General features: G+C 72.1%; 18 protein-coding genes. 16 read left to right on the forward strand and 2 right to left on the reverse strand.

Annotated features, from left to right (window positions below; genetic code table 11):
- The first annotated feature begins 3 nt into the window (after positions 1 to 3).
- The 3 genes from rpoZ to ITJ56_RS08395 are packed head-to-tail and all read left to right on the forward strand — an operon-like array spanning position 4 to position 3,475.
- A complete protein-coding gene (gene rpoZ / locus ITJ56_RS08385) occupies positions 4 to 267 on the forward strand; it encodes a DNA-directed RNA polymerase subunit omega (protein ID WP_114849971.1) in 264 nt (87 codons plus the stop codon).
- A gap of 5 nt (positions 268 to 272) precedes the next feature.
- Complete coding sequence (gene metK / locus ITJ56_RS08390) at positions 273 to 1,484, forward strand: methionine adenosyltransferase (RefSeq protein WP_194629630.1); 1,212 nt, start codon at positions 273 to 275, stop codon at positions 1,482 to 1,484.
- 8 nt (positions 1,485 to 1,492) lie between these two features.
- Positions 1,493 to 3,475 (forward strand): primosomal protein N', encoded by a 1,983-nt coding sequence (locus tag ITJ56_RS08395; protein WP_194629632.1) that lies wholly within the window; start codon positions 1,493 to 1,495, stop codon positions 3,473 to 3,475.
- Positions 3,476 to 3,568: 93 nt separating this feature from the next.
- On the opposite strand, the gene ITJ56_RS08400 is transcribed toward ITJ56_RS08395, so the two are convergent.
- Positions 3,569 to 4,024 carry a DUF4383 domain-containing protein gene (locus ITJ56_RS08400; RefSeq protein WP_194629634.1) on the reverse strand — a complete coding sequence of 152 codons (456 nt, stop codon included), beginning with the start codon at positions 4,022 to 4,024 and terminating at the stop codon, positions 3,569 to 3,571.
- The gene (locus ITJ56_RS08405) at positions 4,021 to 4,353 is read right to left on the reverse strand and encodes a hypothetical protein (RefSeq protein ID WP_194629636.1); all 333 of its coding nucleotides are present in this window, start codon (positions 4,351 to 4,353) and stop codon (positions 4,021 to 4,023) included. Before ITJ56_RS08405 ends, ITJ56_RS08400 begins: the two co-directional genes overlap by 4 nt.
- Before the next feature lie 134 nt (positions 4,354 to 4,487).
- Here ITJ56_RS08405 and ITJ56_RS08410 point away from each other — a divergent pair, with 134 nt between their 5' ends.
- The 13 genes from ITJ56_RS08410 (at position 4,488) to trpA (ending at position 15,528) form a co-directional block, all read left to right on the forward strand.
- Positions 4,488 to 5,423 (forward strand): methionyl-tRNA formyltransferase, encoded by a 936-nt coding sequence (locus tag ITJ56_RS08410; protein ID WP_194629638.1) that lies wholly within the window; start codon positions 4,488 to 4,490, stop codon positions 5,421 to 5,423.
- The gene (locus tag ITJ56_RS08415; protein ID WP_228517378.1) at positions 5,420 to 7,006 is read left to right on the forward strand and encodes an RsmB/NOP family class I SAM-dependent RNA methyltransferase; all 1,587 of its coding nucleotides are present in this window, start codon (positions 5,420 to 5,422) and stop codon (positions 7,004 to 7,006) included. Before ITJ56_RS08410 ends, ITJ56_RS08415 begins: the two co-directional genes overlap by 4 nt.
- A 35-nt stretch (positions 7,007 to 7,041) precedes the next feature.
- On the forward strand, positions 7,042 to 7,701 hold the full coding sequence (gene rpe / locus ITJ56_RS08420) for a ribulose-phosphate 3-epimerase (protein ID WP_194629640.1): 660 nt from the start codon (positions 7,042 to 7,044) through the stop codon (positions 7,699 to 7,701).
- A gap of 59 nt (positions 7,702 to 7,760) precedes the next feature.
- Complete coding sequence (locus tag ITJ56_RS08425) at positions 7,761 to 8,024, forward strand: phosphoribosyl-ATP diphosphatase (protein WP_194629641.1); 264 nt, start codon at positions 7,761 to 7,763, stop codon at positions 8,022 to 8,024.
- A gap of 69 nt (positions 8,025 to 8,093) precedes the next feature.
- Positions 8,094 to 8,933: an ATP phosphoribosyltransferase gene (gene hisG, locus ITJ56_RS08430; RefSeq protein ID WP_194629643.1), complete on the forward strand. Its 840-nt coding sequence runs from the start codon at positions 8,094 to 8,096 to the stop codon at positions 8,931 to 8,933.
- Positions 8,930 to 9,727 (forward strand): imidazole glycerol phosphate synthase subunit HisF, encoded by a 798-nt coding sequence (gene hisF, locus ITJ56_RS08435; protein WP_194629645.1) that lies wholly within the window; start codon positions 8,930 to 8,932, stop codon positions 9,725 to 9,727. Before hisG ends, hisF begins: the two co-directional genes overlap by 4 nt.
- 25 nt (positions 9,728 to 9,752) lie before the next feature.
- Complete coding sequence (gene hisI / locus ITJ56_RS08440) at positions 9,753 to 10,151, forward strand: phosphoribosyl-AMP cyclohydrolase (RefSeq protein ID WP_194629647.1); 399 nt, start codon at positions 9,753 to 9,755, stop codon at positions 10,149 to 10,151.
- Positions 10,148 to 11,692, forward strand: coding sequence for an anthranilate synthase component I (locus ITJ56_RS08445; protein WP_194629649.1), 1,545 nt, complete (start codon positions 10,148 to 10,150; stop codon positions 11,690 to 11,692). Before hisI ends, ITJ56_RS08445 begins: the two co-directional genes overlap by 4 nt.
- A complete protein-coding gene (locus ITJ56_RS08450; RefSeq protein ID WP_194629651.1) occupies positions 11,689 to 12,387 on the forward strand; it encodes a Trp biosynthesis-associated membrane protein in 699 nt (232 codons plus the stop codon). The genes ITJ56_RS08445 and ITJ56_RS08450 overlap by 4 nt, the downstream gene beginning before the upstream one ends.
- Positions 12,384 to 12,623: an HGxxPAAW family protein gene (locus tag ITJ56_RS08455; RefSeq protein ID WP_194629653.1), complete on the forward strand. Its 240-nt coding sequence runs from the start codon at positions 12,384 to 12,386 to the stop codon at positions 12,621 to 12,623. Before ITJ56_RS08450 ends, ITJ56_RS08455 begins: the two co-directional genes overlap by 4 nt.
- A 17-nt stretch (positions 12,624 to 12,640) precedes the next feature.
- Positions 12,641 to 13,426 (forward strand): indole-3-glycerol phosphate synthase TrpC, encoded by a 786-nt coding sequence (gene trpC, locus ITJ56_RS08460; protein ID WP_194629888.1) that lies wholly within the window; start codon positions 12,641 to 12,643, stop codon positions 13,424 to 13,426.
- Between the two features lie 96 nt (positions 13,427 to 13,522).
- Positions 13,523 to 14,737: a tryptophan synthase subunit beta gene (gene trpB, locus ITJ56_RS08465; RefSeq protein WP_194629655.1), complete on the forward strand. Its 1,215-nt coding sequence runs from the start codon at positions 13,523 to 13,525 to the stop codon at positions 14,735 to 14,737.
- Entirely contained in the window at positions 14,734 to 15,528 is a 795-nt protein-coding gene (trpA, locus tag ITJ56_RS08470; RefSeq protein WP_194629657.1) for a tryptophan synthase subunit alpha, read from the forward strand. The genes trpB and trpA overlap by 4 nt, the downstream gene beginning before the upstream one ends.
- Positions 15,529 to 15,607: the final 79 nt, after the last annotated feature.

A 15,607-nucleotide genomic window follows, 5' to 3' on the forward strand; every position in this document is an offset into this window, starting at 1 on the left:
ACCATGGCCAACCCCCAGGGCATCATCGACCCGCCCATCGACGACCTGCTCAGCAAGGTCGAGTCGAAGTACGCGCTGGTCATCTTCGCATCGAAGCGCGCCCGCCAGATCAACGACTACTACGCCGACCTGCACGAGGGCTCGCTCTTCGACAACGTCGGTCCGCTCGTCGACTCGACGATCGACGACAAGCCGCTGTCGGTCGCGCTCCACGAGATCAACGAGGACAAGCTGACCGTCACCAAGCAGCAGCAGCCCTCCGACTGATCCCGGTGACTGGAGCTGCACTGCGCCTCTTCACGTCCGAGTCGGTGACCGAGGGGCACCCCGACAAGATCTGCGACCAGATCTCGGACAGCATCCTCGACGCGCTGCTGACGGTCGACCCGAACGCGCGCGTCGCCGTCGAGACCATGGTCACGACCGGGCTCGTGCACGTCGCGGGCGAGGTCACGACCTCGGGCTACGTCGAGATCCCGAAGCTCGTCCGTGATGTCATCACGGGCATCGGCTACAACTCCTCCGACGTCTCCTTCGACGGCCACACCTGCGGTGTCGAGGTGTCGATCGGTGCCCAGTCCCCGGACATCGCACAGGGCGTCGACGAGTCGCTCGACTCCCGCTCCGGCGCGGTCGACCCGCTCGACCGCCAGGGCGCCGGCGACCAGGGCATCATGTTCGGCTTCGCGACGAACGAGACCCCCGAGTACATGCCCGTCGCGATCTGGCTGGCGCACCGCCTGGCCGAGCGCCTGGCTGCCGTGCGGAAGTCCGGCGAGCTGTCGTTCCTGCGCCCGGACGGCAAGACCCAGGTGACGATCGGGTACGACGGTGTCGTGCCGAAGACCGTCGAGACCGTCGTGCTCTCGACGCAGCACTCGCCGAGCGTCACGCTCGCTGAGCTCACCGCGGCGATCACCGAGCACGTCATCCGTCCGGTGCTCGACCTGGTCGACCTCGACTCGTCGCACGTCGACGTCATCGTGAACCCGACCGGTCGCTTCGAGATCGGCGGGCCCCAGGGCGACGCCGGACTCACGGGCCGCAAGGTCATCGTCGACACCTACGGTGGGGCCTCCCGCCACGGCGGCGGTGCGTTCAGCGGCAAGGACCCGTCCAAGGTCGACCGCTCGGCCGCCTACGCCCTGCGCTGGGTCGCGAAGAACGCGGTCGCCGCGGGGCTCGCCGACCGCCTCGAGGTCCAGGTCGCCTACGCGATCGGCCGCGCGAAGCCGGTCGGGCTCTACGTCGAGACCTTCGGCACCGGGCACGTCGACGACGTCACGATCGAGGCGGCCATCCGCCAGGTGTTCGACCTGCGTCCGGCCGCGATCATCCGCGACCTCGACCTGCTCCGGCCGATCTACGCGCAGACCGCGACCTACGGGCACTTCGGCCGTGAACTCCCCGGGTTCACGTGGGAGCAGCTCGACCGTGTCGAGGAACTCCGCGCTGCCGCAGGACTCGTCGACGCGACCGTCTGAAGCACCGCGTGACCACCGTCGCGCGTGTCGTCCTCGACTCGCCGCTCCCGCAGTTGGACCGTCTGTTCGACTACCGGGTGCCGGCCGAGCTCGAGGACGACTGCGTTGCGGGGGTCCGCGTCAAGGTGCCGCTGCGCACCGGTGCCCGGATGTCCGACGGCTACGTCGTCGAGATCGTCACCGAAGGTGAGTACCCCGGTGAGTTGAGCCAGATCGAGGCCGTGCTGTCGCCGGTGCCCGTCCTGGCGCCGGAGATCTGGACCCTCGCGCGCGCCGTCGCCGACCGGGCCGCCGGCGTCGCCTCCGACGTCCTGCGCCTGGCCGTCCCGCCGCGTCAGGTGCGCGCCGAGAAGGCCTGGCTCGCCCGCGACACCGCGTGGTCGCCCCCGGCCGTGACCGCTCCGCCCGTCACCGGCTACGCCGACGGCGTCCTGGAGGCCGTTGTGACGGAGCACGGTCGGGCCGCGGTCGCCGCCGTGCCCCGGCCCGTGGCGCTGCGCGACGCGGACGAGCCGGTCTGGGTGCCGGGGTGGGCCGCGACGCTCGCCCAGGCCGCCGCGCACACGCTGGCGGCCGAGCAGTCCGCCGTGATCGCCGTGCCGGACTTCCGCGACGTCATCGACCTCGAGCGTGCCCTGCTCGCCGTGCTGCCGCCGGAACGGGTGGTGCGGTTCGACGCCAAGCAGACGAACGGGCAGCGCGCGAAGGCCCTGCTGCAGGCCCGCACCCACGCGGTGGTGGCGATCGGCAACCGCACGGCGGTGTACGCCCCGGCAACCGAACTCGGCCTGATCGCGATGTGGGACGACGGCGACGCCTCGTTCATCGAGCAGCGGGCGCCCTACGTGCACACGCGCGACGTCGCCCTGGTGCGGGCCGCCCAGTCCGGTGCGGCGCTGCTGTTCGTCTCGCACGCCCGCAGCACCGACGTGCAGCGCCTGGTCGAGCTGCACTGGCTGCAGGACGTCGTGCCCTACCGCGTGAAGACCCCGAAGGTCATCCCCACCGTGCAGCAGACCGGTGCCGAGGGGTTCGCCGCACAGGCCCGGATCCCGAGCTCGGCGTGGCGTGCGGCGCGGGAGGCCAGCCAGCACGGTCCGGTGCTCGTGCAGGTCGCGAGCCCGGGCTTCGGCACCGGGCTGGTCTGCGCCGAGTGCGGGGAACGTGCGCACTGCCGGGTCTGCGGCGGACCGCTCGGCAGCCCGCACCGTGGCGCCACGCCCCAGTGCCGGTTCTGCGGCGCGCTGGCCGTCGGGTTCCGGTGCCCGACGTGCGGCAACGGCACCGTCAAGCCGGTCGGGCAGGGGGCTCAGCGCACGGCCGACGAACTCGGGCGGGCGTTCCCCGGCACCCGGATCGTCGTCGCCGACGGGTCCCGTCCGCTGGACGAGGTTCCAGCGAAGCCCTCGGTCGTGGTCGCCACTCGCGGTGCAGAGCCGTCGGTCCCCGGGGGCTACGCCTGCGTGCTGTTGCTCGATGGCGAGAAGATGCTCGCCCGCGAAGGGCTGCGCGTGCAGGAGGACGTCCTGCGCTTCTGGACGAACGCGGCGGCGAAGTCGGCCCCCGGCGCCGAGGTGTACCTCGTCGGGATCGGCGGGCGGCTGGCTTCGGCGATGGCGCTCTGGCGGCTCGACGGCCCGGCGCACGACGAGCTCACCGACCGCCGCGAGCTGCACTTCCCGCCGGCGGTGCGAGTCGCGACGATGACCGGCACCGACGAGGCCGTCACGGCAGCGGTCGATGCGCTCGGCGACGCGGTCGTCGGTCCGGTGCTCGGCCCGGTGCCCGTGGAGGACGAGGCCCTTCCCGGAACGGTACGGGCGATCGTGCGGTTCCCGTACGCGCACGGTGCCGAGGTCGCGGCGACGCTCAAGGCCGAGGTCATCCGGCGCTCGTCGACCCGGCGGGTGCTCAAGGGCGGCAACCGGCGGCGGGCCGCTCCGACGCTGCGGGTGCGGCTGGACGACGCGGAGCCGTTCTCCGAGGTCTGACCCGATCGGTCGCGCAGGTGCCGCCCACGCAGGACGACACCGCCGACGTCGTCGGACGTCGGCGGTGTCGTCCTGCGTCTTGCGTGCGACCGATCAGGCGTTCACGGCCCGGCGACGCTCGCGCGGCAGCACGACGCCGAGGGCGACCATGCCGATCGCGAGCACCAGGTGCAGCCAGTTGTCGGCGTTGTTGAGCGGGACGAAGTTCGCTCCGGAGCTGTGGCCGGCGGTGAACAGGCCGTAGATCCACAGGACGAAGTAGACGATCCCGCCGATCACGAGGTACATCCGCGAACCCGAGGCCCGCGTGGCGGCGAGCAGCCCGACGATGCCGAACAGCAGGTGCACGATGTTGTGCAGCACCGACACCTGGAAGATGCCGAGCAGCATGCCCATCGACTCGTGCCCGGCACCCGCCAGGTCGCCCGTGGTGATCCCGGGGATGAACCCAGCGATCCCGACGAGCAGGAACACGATGCCGACCACGAGGGCGGCCTTCTGGACGGACGAACCCGCGTAGCGGTTGGTGGAGGTGGTGACGTCGCTCATGGTGTCTCCTGGACGGGATTGGTGGGCGTGCCGTGCGAGGGCGGGTTGATCTTCGGTCCGGCGGTCGCCGGTGTGACGACCGAGGGGGACGGCGCCCCCGCGGACACTTCGGGCAGGTGCTCCGGGACGGAACCGGTCGGTTCCGCTCCACCGTCGAGGGCCTCGATCCGGTGTCGGATCCGCTCGAGGACCGGGAGACGGCCGCCGTGCTCGGTCTCGTGCTCGAGCAGCACGCCGAGCTGCTCGCGGTCGAGCGCGGTCAGGTGCTCGCTCAGGTTGCCGAGCGGGACGTGGTCGAAGTCCGGGATCGGGAGTTCTCGGTCGGTCATGGTGCTCCTTCCGTCGATGCGGCAGACCGTACGCAGCCCACGCTCTGCCGTTCCACAGGGTGCCCGTCCGCTCCGCGTGCTCCGGACATGTCGGTCGACCGTCGGGGACCCGCCGACGTGGGAGGATCGAACCCATGCGTCTCGTCGTCGCCGGCAGCCCCGCTGCGGCCGTCCCCACCCTCCGCCGTCTGGTGGCGTCCGAGCACGAGATCGCGGCGGTCCTGACCCGACCGGCCACACCGCAGGGCCGCAAGCGCGTCCTGACGCCGACCCCCGTCGCGCAGGCGGCCGCCGAGCTCGGGCTGCCGGTCATCGAGACGGCCCGCGTCGACGATGCCGTCACCGCCCGGATCGCCGCGCTCGACGTCGACCTCGGCGTCATCGTCGCGTACGGGGCGCTGCTCCGTCGGCCGGCGCTGGACGCCCCGCGGCACGGCTGGATCAACCTGCACTTCTCCGACCTGCCGGCCTACCGCGGTGCGGCGCCCGTGCAGCGCGCCGTGATGGTGGGGGACGCCCGGACCGCGGCGACGGTCTTCCAGCTCGTCGAGGCGCTCGACGCCGGTCCTGTGTTCACCGCTCACCCGTTCGACATCGACTCCGAGGCGACTGCCGGCGAGGTCCTCGCCGCGATGGCCGAGGTCGGCGCGGACGTCGTCGCCGACGTGGTGGACGGCATCGCGGCCGGCACCGCCGTCGCGACCGCGCAGTCGGGCGAGCCGACGCTCGCACCGAAGCTCACCATCGACGACGGCCGCATCGACTTCGCCGCACCCGCCGCGGTCGTGCACGCCCACCTGCGCGGCGTCACGCCTGAGCCCGGCGCGTACGCGCACCTGGGCGAGACCCGCGTGAAGCTGCTCCGCAGCACGCTCGAGCCGGGAGGCACGGGGGACCCCGCCCCGTCGCTCGCGCCGGGTGCGCTCGCGCTCCACGGCGGTCGGCTGCTGGTCGGGACCGCCGACAGCCCGCTCGTGCTGCTCGAGGTGCAGCCAGCGGGCAAGAAGGCGATGGACGCCGCCGCCTGGGCCCGGGGCCTCGGTGAACTGGACGGGAAGGTCCTCGCATGAGCCCCCAGAACGCCGCCAATGGAGCCCGCCGAGGCCCGCGACCCGCGAATGCCCGACGTGTCGCGTTCGATGTGCTCCGCGCCGTGCAGGTCGACGACGCGTACGCGAACCTGCTGCTGCCGACACGCATCCGCCGAGCCGGGCTCACTGCCCGTGACGCCGGGTTCGCGACGGAGCTCACCTACGGGTCGATCCGGATGCTCGGTCGGTACGACGTGATCATCGCGCTGGCGTCCGGTCGCCGGGCCGAGAACATCGAGGCGGACGTCCTCGACGTGATGCGTCTCGGTGCGCACCAGCTGCTGGCCATGCGCACACCGACGCACGCCGCCGTCGACGCCACGGTCGAGCTCGCCCGACAGGTGGGTGCCCGTCGCGCGACCGGGTTCGTGAACGCCGTGATGCGCAAGATCGCCGCTCGCACCGACGAGGAGTGGGACGCCCTGATCACCGAGGGCCGAGCCGGGGACGCCCTGCTCGCCACCCGGTGGTCGCACCCGGTCTGGGTCGTCTCCGCGCTCCGCGACGCCCTGGCCGCCGAACGCTCCCGCGACGAGCTCGCCGCCCTGCTCGCCGCCGACAACGCCGCACCCCGGGTGCAGCTCGCCGCGCTCCCCGGACTCGCCACCGACGAGGACATCGCCACCGCGACCGCGAGCACGGCGCCCGACACGGAGGACACCGAGGACACCGATGAGGCGAACGCCTTCGTCGACGCGACCGGCGCGTCGGACGTGCCCGCGGCCCTGGTGCCCGCCGACGACGAACCGGAGGCCGACGGCGCGACCGGCACCGTGCCTCCCGTCCGGTCTGCCGACCACCGACCGGCGGCTGACGCCCTGCCGGTGTCACCCGTCGGGATCCGGGGCATCTCCGGTGACCCCGGGCGCGTGCCGGGTGTCGCCGCCGGACGCCTGCGCGTGCAGGACGAGGGGTCGCAGCTCGCCGCACTGGCGCTCAGCCGGTCGTCGGCCGTGCGCGAGGGGGAGCGGTGGCTCGACATGTGCGCCGGACCCGGGGGCAAGGCGGCGCTGCTCGCCGCCGAGGCACAGCAGGGCGGGGCGACCCTCGTCGCGAACGAGCTCGTGCCGGCGCGGGCCGGCCTCGTCCGGAACGCCCTCGGGGTGTTCGGCGACCACGTCCGTGTCGTCGAGGGCGACGCACGTCGGTACGGACGCGACGGCACCGGGATGACCTTCGACCGGATCCTGCTCGACGCACCCTGCACCGGCCTCGGTGCCCTGCGTCGTCGGCCCGAGGCTCGGTGGCGGAAGGTCCCCGAGGACGTGCAGGAGCTCGCGGCGCTGCAGGCCGAACTGCTCGACGCGGCCCTGCGGGTGCTCGCACCGGGCGGGACCCTGGCGTACGTGACGTGCTCGCCGCACCTCGCCGAGACGCGCGGGCAGGTCGACGCTCTCATGCGCCGTCACGGGGACCTGCTCGAGCAGCTCGACACGGCGAGCGTCGTCCGCGGGGTCGCGGCGCGCGACCCGCAGATCGCGGACGGTGCCACCGCGCAGCTGTGGCCCCACCGCGTGGGGACGGACGCGATGTTCATCGCGCTGTTCCGTCGCGTCGACTGAGGTCCGCGCCCGCCGCACGCCGGTAGGCTTGCCCGGTGACGATCCGCATCTCGCCGAGCATCCTGTCCGCCGACTTCGCGAACCTCGAGCGCGAACTCCAGCGCATCGAGACCGCTGACCTGGTGCACGTCGACGTGATGGACAACCACTTCGTGCCGAACCTCACGCTCGGGCTGCCGATCGTGCAGCGTCTGCAGCAGGTGTCGCCGGTGCCGCTCGACGTGCACCTGATGATCACGAACGCCGACACCGAGGCGCCGAAGTACGCCGAGACCGGTGCGTCGAGCGTCACCTTCCACTTCGAGGCCGCCGACGACCCGGTGGCCACCGCCGCCGCGATCCGGTCGAACGGTGCGCGCGCCGCGGTGGCCGTGAAGCCCGGCACCCCGATCACCCAGGTGTTGCACCACCTCGACGCCTACGACATGATCCTGCTCATGACGGTCGAACCCGGGTTCGGCGGCCAGTCGTTCATGCGGTGCGTGATGCCGAAGCTCGTCGACGCCCGTGCCGCGGTGGACGCCTCCGGACTCGACGTCTGGCTCGAGGTCGACGGCGGCATCTCGGTGGACACCGTGCCCGAGGCCGTCCGGAGCGGCGCGGACACGCTCGTCGCGGGGTCCGCTGTGTACGGCGGCGAACCCGCCGCGCGCATCGCCGACCTGCGCGAAGCAGCCGCAGCGGCACGCTCGTGAGCGCTCCCCGTCCGGACGGTACGTCGGCGGCGTCGGCGGAGACCGGTAGCCTGGTCGGCGTGAAGACGTTCGACGCCCTGTTCCAGGAGCTCACCGAGAAGGCGCGCATGCGCCCCGAGGGCTCCGGCACCGTCGCCGAACTGGACGCCGGCGTGCATCAGATCGGCAAGAAGATCGTGGAAGAGGCCGCCGAGGTCTGGATGGCGGCCGAGTACGAGGGTGACGAGCGCACCTCGGAGGAGATCTCGCAGTTGATCTACCACCTCCAGGTCCTCATGGTCGCGAAGGGCCTGTCCCCGGCGGACATCTGGCGACATCTGTAGGACGCGCCCGGGCCCAGCCCGAGCAACGACCTCGAACTGTCACATCCCGACCAGAAAGCAGACCCCCTGATGCTGCGCATCGCTGTGCCCAACAAGGGCTCCCTGTCCGAGACCGCGTCCGACATGCTGCGCGAGGCCGGGTACGCCGGCCGCCGCGACCCGAAGGCGCTCCACCTGCTCGACGAGCGCAACGGCGTCGAGTTCTTCTTCCTCCGCCCGCGGGACATCGCCACCTACGTGGGGTCCGGCGCACTCGACGTCGGCGTCACCGGCCGCGACCTGTTGCTCGACTCCGGGTCCGAGGCGCACGAGGTCGACGCGCTCGGCTTCGCCGACTCCACCTTCCGCTTCGCCGGGACACCCGGACGCTTCGGTGCCCTGCAGGACCTGCACGGGGTGCGGGTGGCGACGAGCTACCCCGGACTCGTCGGTGCCTTCCTCGCCGAGCACGGCGTGACGGCGACACTCGTGAAGCTCGACGGCGCCGTCGAGAGCGCCGTGCGCCTCGGGGTCGCCGACGCCGTGGCCGACGTCGTCTCCACCGGCAGCACGCTCCGCCAGGCCGGGCTCGAGATCTTCGGTCCCGTGATCCTCGAGTCGACCGCGGTGCTCGTCTCGACCGACGAGACCATCCCCGGCATCGACGTCCTCCGGCGCCGGCTGCAGGGCGTGCTCGTCGCCCGCGGCTACGTGATGCTCGACTACGACATCCCGACCGCCCTGCTCGAGCAGGCCACGGCGGTGGCGTCCGGCATCGAGTCCCCGACCGTCTCGCCGCTGCACGGCCGCGACTGGTCCGCGGTCCGCGTGATGATCCCGCGCGACGACGCGAACCTCATCATGGACGCGCTCTACGACCTCGGCGCCCGGGCGATCCTGGTCAGCCCGATCCACGCCGCGCGCCTGTGACCACGGCGTCGACCGCCGGCCCCGCCACGACCGGCGGTGTTTCGGTGCGCGTCATCCCGTGCCTCGACGTCAAGGCTGGTCGGGTCGTCAAGGGCGTCAACTTCCTCGACCTGCAGGACGCCGGCGACCCCGTCGAACTCGCTGCGGAGTACTACGCGCAGGGTGCCGACGAACTGACCTTCCTCGACGTCGGTGCGACGGTCGAGAACCGCGCGACGATGTACGACACGGTGACCCGGACGGCGGAGCAGGTCTTCATCCCGCTCACCGTCGGCGGCGGCGTCCGCTCGGTCGACGACGTCTCTCGCCTGCAGCAGTGCGGCGCGGACAAGATCGGCGTGAACAGTGCCGCCATCGCGCGGCACGAACTCGTCGGCGAGATCGCCGACCGCTTCGGTGCGCAGGCGGTCGTGCTGTCGCTCGACGTCAAGCGGTCCGACCGGATGCCCTCGGGGTTCGTGGTCACCACCCACGGCGGTCGGACCGAGTCCGACCTCGACGCGATCGCCTGGGCCCGTGAAGCGGTCGAGCGCGGCGCGGGGGAGCTGCTGGTCAACTCGATCGACGCCGACGGCACGAAGAACGGGTTCGACCTCGAACTCGTGGCGGCGGTGCGGGCCGTCTCGTCGGTCCCCGTCATCGCATCGGGAGGCGCGGGTCGGGTCGAGCACTTCGCCCCGGCCGTCGACGCAGGAGCGGACGCGGTGCTCGCCGCCAGCGTCTTCCACCGGGGCGAGATGACCGTGGGGGACGTCAAGGACGCGCTCCGCGCGACCGGGCACGCCGTCCGCTGATCAGCCGCCGTAGGCTAGGAGTCTCATGACCGACAGCACCAGCACCGACACCGAGGCGGTCCTCGACCGCGCACGCTTCGGTGCGGACGGCCTGCTCCCCGCCATCGTGCAGGAGGAATCGTCGAAGGACGTCCTCATGCTCGGGTACATGGATCGGGAAGCCCTCCGCCGCACCCTCACCGAGGGGCGCGTCACCTTCTGGTCGCGATCGCGGAACGAGTACTGGCGGAAGGGCGACACCTCGGGGCACGCCCAGTACGTGCGCGGCGCGGCGCTCGACTGTGACGACGACACGCTCCTCGTGACGGTGCAGCAGGTCGGGGCCGCGTGCCACACCGGGGCGCACCGGTGCTTCGACGTCGACCCGCTCGCGCCGGCGACGGCGTCCGCGCCGACCGGGTCGGCAGTGGAGCTGACCCGATGACCACCGCGACGATCGCCGAGACGCCGCACACGACCTCCCGACCGGAGTTCGACGCCCTGCTGTCGGACCATCGCGTCGTCCCCGTGGTGCGGGCCCTCTACGGCGACAGCGAGACGCCCGTCGGTGTCTACCGCAAGCTCGCCGATGGTCGCCCGGGATCCTTCCTGCTCGAGTCCGCCGGCCAGGGTGGCCTGTGGTCGCGCTGGTCGTTCGTCGGCGTGCGGAGCTTCGGCGTCCTGACCCAGGAAGGCGACCGCGCAGCCTGGATCGACACCGGCATCGACGCAGCGCGTGCCGTCGGTTCGCTCGACGGCGAGCCGCTCGAGGTCCTGGCGCGGCTGCACGAGCGCTGGGCGACGCCCCGGGTACCCGGATCACCGCCGCTGGTCGGCGGCACGGTCGGGTTCATCGGCTGGGAGGCCGTCCGACAGCTCGAGCACCTGCCGAACGTGCCGCCGGCCGACTTCGAGGTGCCCGGTCAGGCCCTGTCCTTCGTGTCCGAACTCGCCGCCCTGGACCACCGCACCGGGCTCGTGCTGCTCGTCGCGAGCGTCCTGAACGACGGGGCCGACGACGCGGATGCCCTGTGGGCCGACGCGCAGCAGCGCCTCGACCGCATGCAGGGCGACCTGGTGCAGCCGAGCGTCGCGACCGTCGCCGAGGCGTTCGAGATCGCCGAACCGACACCGACCCACCGCACGACCCCGACCGACTACATGGCCGCCGTGGACCGCTCGAAGGGCTTCATCCGCGACGGTGACGTGTTCCAGGTGGTGATCTCGCAGCGCTTCGACCACGAGGTCACGGCCGATCCGCTCGACGTCTACCGGGTGCTCCGGACGCTCAATCCCAGCCCGTACATGTACTTCCTGGCCCTCGCGGACACCGCCGACGCGCGCTTCTGGATCGTCGGTGCCTCACCCGAGGCGCTGGTCAAGGTGCAGGGCGGCCGGGCCATCACACACCCGATCGCCGGGTCGCGGCCTCGCGGTGCGACGCCGGAGGAGGACGTCCGGTTCGGTGAGGACCTGCTCGGCGACCCGAAGGAGCGCGCCGAGCACCTGATGCTCGTCGACCTCGCCCGCAACGACCTGCAGAAGGTGTGCGAGCCCGGCACAGTCGGCGTCACCGAGTTCATGACCGTCGAGCGGTTCAGCCACATCATGCACCTGGTGTCGAGCGTCGAGGGCCGCGTGCGTCCGGAGGCCTCGGCGATCGACGTGTTCCGTGCGACGTTCCCGGCGGGGACGCTGTCCGGCGCGCCGAAGCCTCGGGCGCTCGAGATCATCGACGAGCTCGAGCCGGCGCAGCGCGGCGCCTACGCGGGCGTCGTCGGGTACTTCGACTTCGCCGGTGACGCCGACCTCGCCATCGCGATCCGCACCGCCCTGATCAAGGACGGCGTGGCCCGCGTGCAGGCCGGTGCCGGCCTCGTCGCCGACTCCGACCCGGAGACGGAGCACATCGAGGCGGTCAACAAGGCGGCCGCCCCGCTCCGCGCGGTGGCCACGGCGAACCGGATGCGCGAGGTCCGCTCGTGAAGCGGTCCCGCCCGATCGTCGTCGTCGCCGGGCTCCTGGTGGCCGGCGTGATCATGCTCGCGTGGACCCAGACCTGGTTCACGGTGCGCCTGCACGCCGGTGCCGCCGTCACGTCGACGCTCGCCGCCGACGGCGCATCGGTCGTGCCCCAGTACACCGCGCTGGCGATCGCGAGCCTGGCGCTCTTCCTGGCGATGACGATCGCCGGCCGCGTACTGCGCGTCGTGCTCGCCGGCGTCGAGATCCTGCTCGGCCTCGGCGTGGCGGTCAGCGGGATCACCGCGCTCGGCGACCCGATCGCTGCCGCCCGCGGTGCCGTGGGCGAGGTCGCCGGCGTGAGCGATCTCGGCGCGGTGCGCGGCGTGGTGTCGACCGTGACCGTGACCCCGTGGCCCGCGGTCGGCATCGCGGGCGGTGTGCTCGCCGTGCTGCTGGGTGTCGTGGTCATCGTGGTCCAGCGCGCCTGGCCCGGCCCGAGCCGGAAGTACGGTGCCGCCACCGCCGGGGCCGCCGCCGCGGCGCGTGCCGCAGCGCCCGTCCAGCGCGATGCCGTCGTGGACTGGGATGACCTGAGCGCCGGTGTGGACCCGACCACCGAGGACGGTGCGGGCGCGGGGACGCCGGGTGACGACACGGTAGGATCGACAGGGCGTCGCTCGACCGACGACGCCGGAGCAGAACGAGGAGCACCGTGAGCAACACTGAGCCCGCAGAACTCGGCGAAGGCCACTCGCCGGCCGCCTGGACCGCCGTCGTGATCATGTTGATCGGATTCGCGGCAGGCACGCTGTTCTTCTGGTTCGGCCAGCCGTGGGGCGTCTGGGCCTCCGCTGTCGTCGTCCTCATCGGCCTCATCGTCGGTGGTGTGATGAAGAAGGCCGGTTACGGCGTCGACGGGCCGAAGTTCGTCCCCAAGCACCACTCCGAGTAGGGGGCACGATGCCGAACGTGCTCGAGACCCTCGTCGCGGGCGCACTCGAGGACGCTGTTGCCCGTCGCATCGACCGTCCGTACTCGGATGTCGAACGCGACCTCGACCGGGTGGCGTCGCCGCTCGACGCGCTCGCGTTCCTGAGCGCCGGCGACCGGGTGAAGATCATCGCCGAGGTGAAACGGGCCAGCCCGTCCCGCGGCTCGATGGCCGCCATCGCGGACCCCGCCGGCCTCGCTGCCGACTACGAGCGGGGTGGCGCCTCGACGATCAGCGTCCTGACCGAGGGGCGCAAGTTCCTCGGCAGCCTCGCCGACCTCGAGGCCGTGAAGGCCCGCGTCGGGATCCCCGTGCTCCGCAAGGACTTCATCGCCGACCCGTACCAGGTGATCGAGGCGCGCGCGTCCGGCGCCGACGTCGTCCTGTTGATCGTGGCTGCCCTCGAGCAGGCCCGTCTGGTGGAGCTGCACACGCTCGCCGAGGAACTCGGCATGCGCGTGCTGGTCGAGGCGCACTCGGCTGACGAGGTCGCCCGCGGTCTCGACGCCGGCGCACGCATCCTCGGTGTCAATGCCCGCGACCTCACCGACTTCTCGCTGGACCGCGACCTGTTCGGGTCGCTGGCCGACCGCATCCCCGACGGGGTGGTGCGCGTTGCCGAGTCCGCGGTCTCCGGGCCCGAGGACGTCGCGCACTACCGTGCAGCGGGTGCCGACGTCGTCCTGGTCGGCGAGGCGCTCGTGACGGGTGCCGACCCCGCGGCCACGCTCGCGTCCTTCATCGACGCCGCCGACCGCGCCTGACCGACCCATCGCATCGAGGCCGCCGACCGCGGCCGCACGTTCCACCGTCCGACGTGGCCCCAGCGGGCTTGTCGGACTCGTCCCGGGAGACACATCGTGACCTCACTCCGCGACCTGCACGGCCCCTACTTCGGTGACTTCGGCGGACGGTTCGTCCCCGAGTCCCTCGTCCTCGCGCTCGACGAGCTCGAGGCAGCGTTCCGTGCGGCCTGGGCGGACCCGGCGTTCCGAGCGGAACTGGATGAGCTGCAGCGCGACTACACCGGGCGCCCGTCGATCATCACCGAGGTGCCGCGGTTCGCGAAGCACGCCGGTGGCGCCCGGGTGATCCTCAAGCGCGAGGACCTGAACCACACCGGGTCGCACAAGATCAACAACGTCCTGGGGCAGGCGCTGGTCGCCCGGCGCCTCGGCAAGACCCGCCTCATCGCCGAGACCGGGGCCGGACAGCACGGTGTCGCCACCGCGACCGCCGCGGCGCTGTTCGGCATGGACTGCGTCGTCTACATGGGCGCCGTGGACACCGAGCGGCAGGCACTGAACGTCGCCAGGATGCGTCTGCTCGGCGCCGAGGTGATCCCGGTCGAGACCGGTTCACGCACCCTGAAGGACGCCATCAACGACGCCCTGCGCGACTGGGTGGCCAACGTGGAGTCGACGCACTACCTGCTCGGCACGGTCGCCGGTCCGCACCCGTTCCCGGAGATGGTCCGCGAGTTCCACAAGGTGATCGGTGAAGAGGCCAGGCAACAGGTCCTCGACCGGGTCGGCCGTCTGCCCGATGCCGTCGCCGCCTGCGTCGGTGGTGGTTCGAACGCGATGGGCATCTTCGAGGCGTTCCTCGACGACGAGTCCGTCGCCCTGCACGGTTTCGAGGCCGGCGGTGACGGCGTCGAGACCGGTCGCCACGCCGCGAGCATCACCCTGGGCCGCGAGGGCGTCCTGCAGGGCACCAAGTCGTACCTGATGCAGGACGAGGACGGCCAGACCATCGAGAGCCACAGCATCTCCGCCGGGCTCGACTACCCGAGCGTCGGCCCGGAGCACGCGTACCTGGCGTCGATCGGCCGCGCGAAGTACGAGCCGATCACCGACACCGAGGCGATGGAGGCGTTCCGTCTGCTGAGCCAGACCGAGGGCATCATCCCGGCGATCGAGTCCTCGCACGCGCTCGCCGGTGCGATGAAGCTCGGCAAGGAGCTCGGCCCCGAGGGCGTCGTGCTCGTCAACCTGTCCGGCCGAGGTGACAAGGACGTGGCGTCCGCCAGTCGCTACTTCGGCATCCTCGACGAGAACGCGGTGCAGCTGTGACCACGAACCGGACCGTCGCAACGACGATCGACACCGCCAACGCCGAGCGCGCCGGTGCCGTGGTCGGGTACCTGCCCGCGGGGTACCCGAACCTGCAGACCAGCGTCGACGCCGCCGTCGCCCTCGCCGAGAACGGCGTCGACGTCATCGAGCTCGGTCTGCCGTACTCCGATCCCGTGATGGACGGGCCCGTCATCCAGCGTGCGGCGGAGGAGAGCCTGGCCAACGGGTTCCGCGTCGCGCAGGTCTTCGACGCCGTTCACCAGATCACCGAGCGGGCCGCGGTGCCGGTGCTCGTGATGACCTACTGGAACCCGGTGCTGCGCTACGGCGTGGAGCGGTTCGCCGACGACCTCGTCGCCGCCGGCGCCGCTGGCTTGATCACCCCGGACCTCATCCCCGACGAGGCCGCGGAGTGGACGGCAGCGTCTGAGCGCACCGGTCTCGACCGGGTGTTCCTCGCCGCGCCGTCGTCCTCGGACGAGCGGATGCGCCAGGCGGTCGAACGGAGCCGCGGATTCGTCTACGCCGTCTCGACCATGGGGGTGACGGGGGCGCGCGCCGGGGTCGACGTGGCCGCGCGCACCGTGGTCTCCCGACTCCGCGAGGCCGGTGTCGAGCGCACCTGTGTCGGGCTCGGCATCTCCACGGCCGAGCAGGTCAGCGAGGTCCTGGAGTACGCAGACGGTGCCATCGTCGGCTCCGCGTTCGTCCGGGCGCTGGCCGACCTCGGTGTGCAGGGCGTCGCCGATCGTGCCGCCGACCTCGCCACCGGCGCCCGTCGCCGCTAGTCCAGTTCATGTCGGGTCCGCGACCCGCGCTACAGTGAGCGAGGCCGACGCCACGTCGGCCGCGCCCCGTCAGTTCCGA

The organism is Curtobacterium sp. VKM Ac-1376 (genome assembly GCF_015351025.1).
Classification (GTDB): domain Bacteria; phylum Actinomycetota; class Actinomycetes; order Actinomycetales; family Microbacteriaceae; genus Curtobacterium.

Excerpts from the sequence above, each read along its gene's own strand:
- rpoZ (WP_114849971.1), top strand. The coding sequence starts at position 4 with ATGGCCAACCCCCAGGGCATCATCGACCCGCCCATCGACGACCTGCTC.
- ITJ56_RS08400 (WP_194629634.1), bottom strand. The coding sequence starts at position 4,024 with ATGAGCGACGTCACCACCTCCACCAACCGCTACGCGGGTTCGTCCGTC.
- ITJ56_RS08405 (WP_194629636.1), bottom strand. The coding sequence starts at position 4,353 with ATGACCGACCGAGAACTCCCGATCCCGGACTTCGACCACGTCCCGCTC.
- ITJ56_RS08410 (WP_194629638.1), top strand. The coding sequence starts at position 4,488 with ATGCGTCTCGTCGTCGCCGGCAGCCCCGCTGCGGCCGTCCCCACCCTC.
- ITJ56_RS08415 (WP_228517378.1), top strand. The coding sequence starts at position 5,420 with ATGAGCCCCCAGAACGCCGCCAATGGAGCCCGCCGAGGCCCGCGACCC.
- hisG (WP_194629643.1), top strand. The coding sequence starts at position 8,094 with ATGCTGCGCATCGCTGTGCCCAACAAGGGCTCCCTGTCCGAGACCGCG.
- hisI (WP_194629647.1), top strand. The coding sequence starts at position 9,753 with ATGACCGACAGCACCAGCACCGACACCGAGGCGGTCCTCGACCGCGCA.
- ITJ56_RS08445 (WP_194629649.1), top strand. The coding sequence starts at position 10,148 with ATGACCACCGCGACGATCGCCGAGACGCCGCACACGACCTCCCGACCG.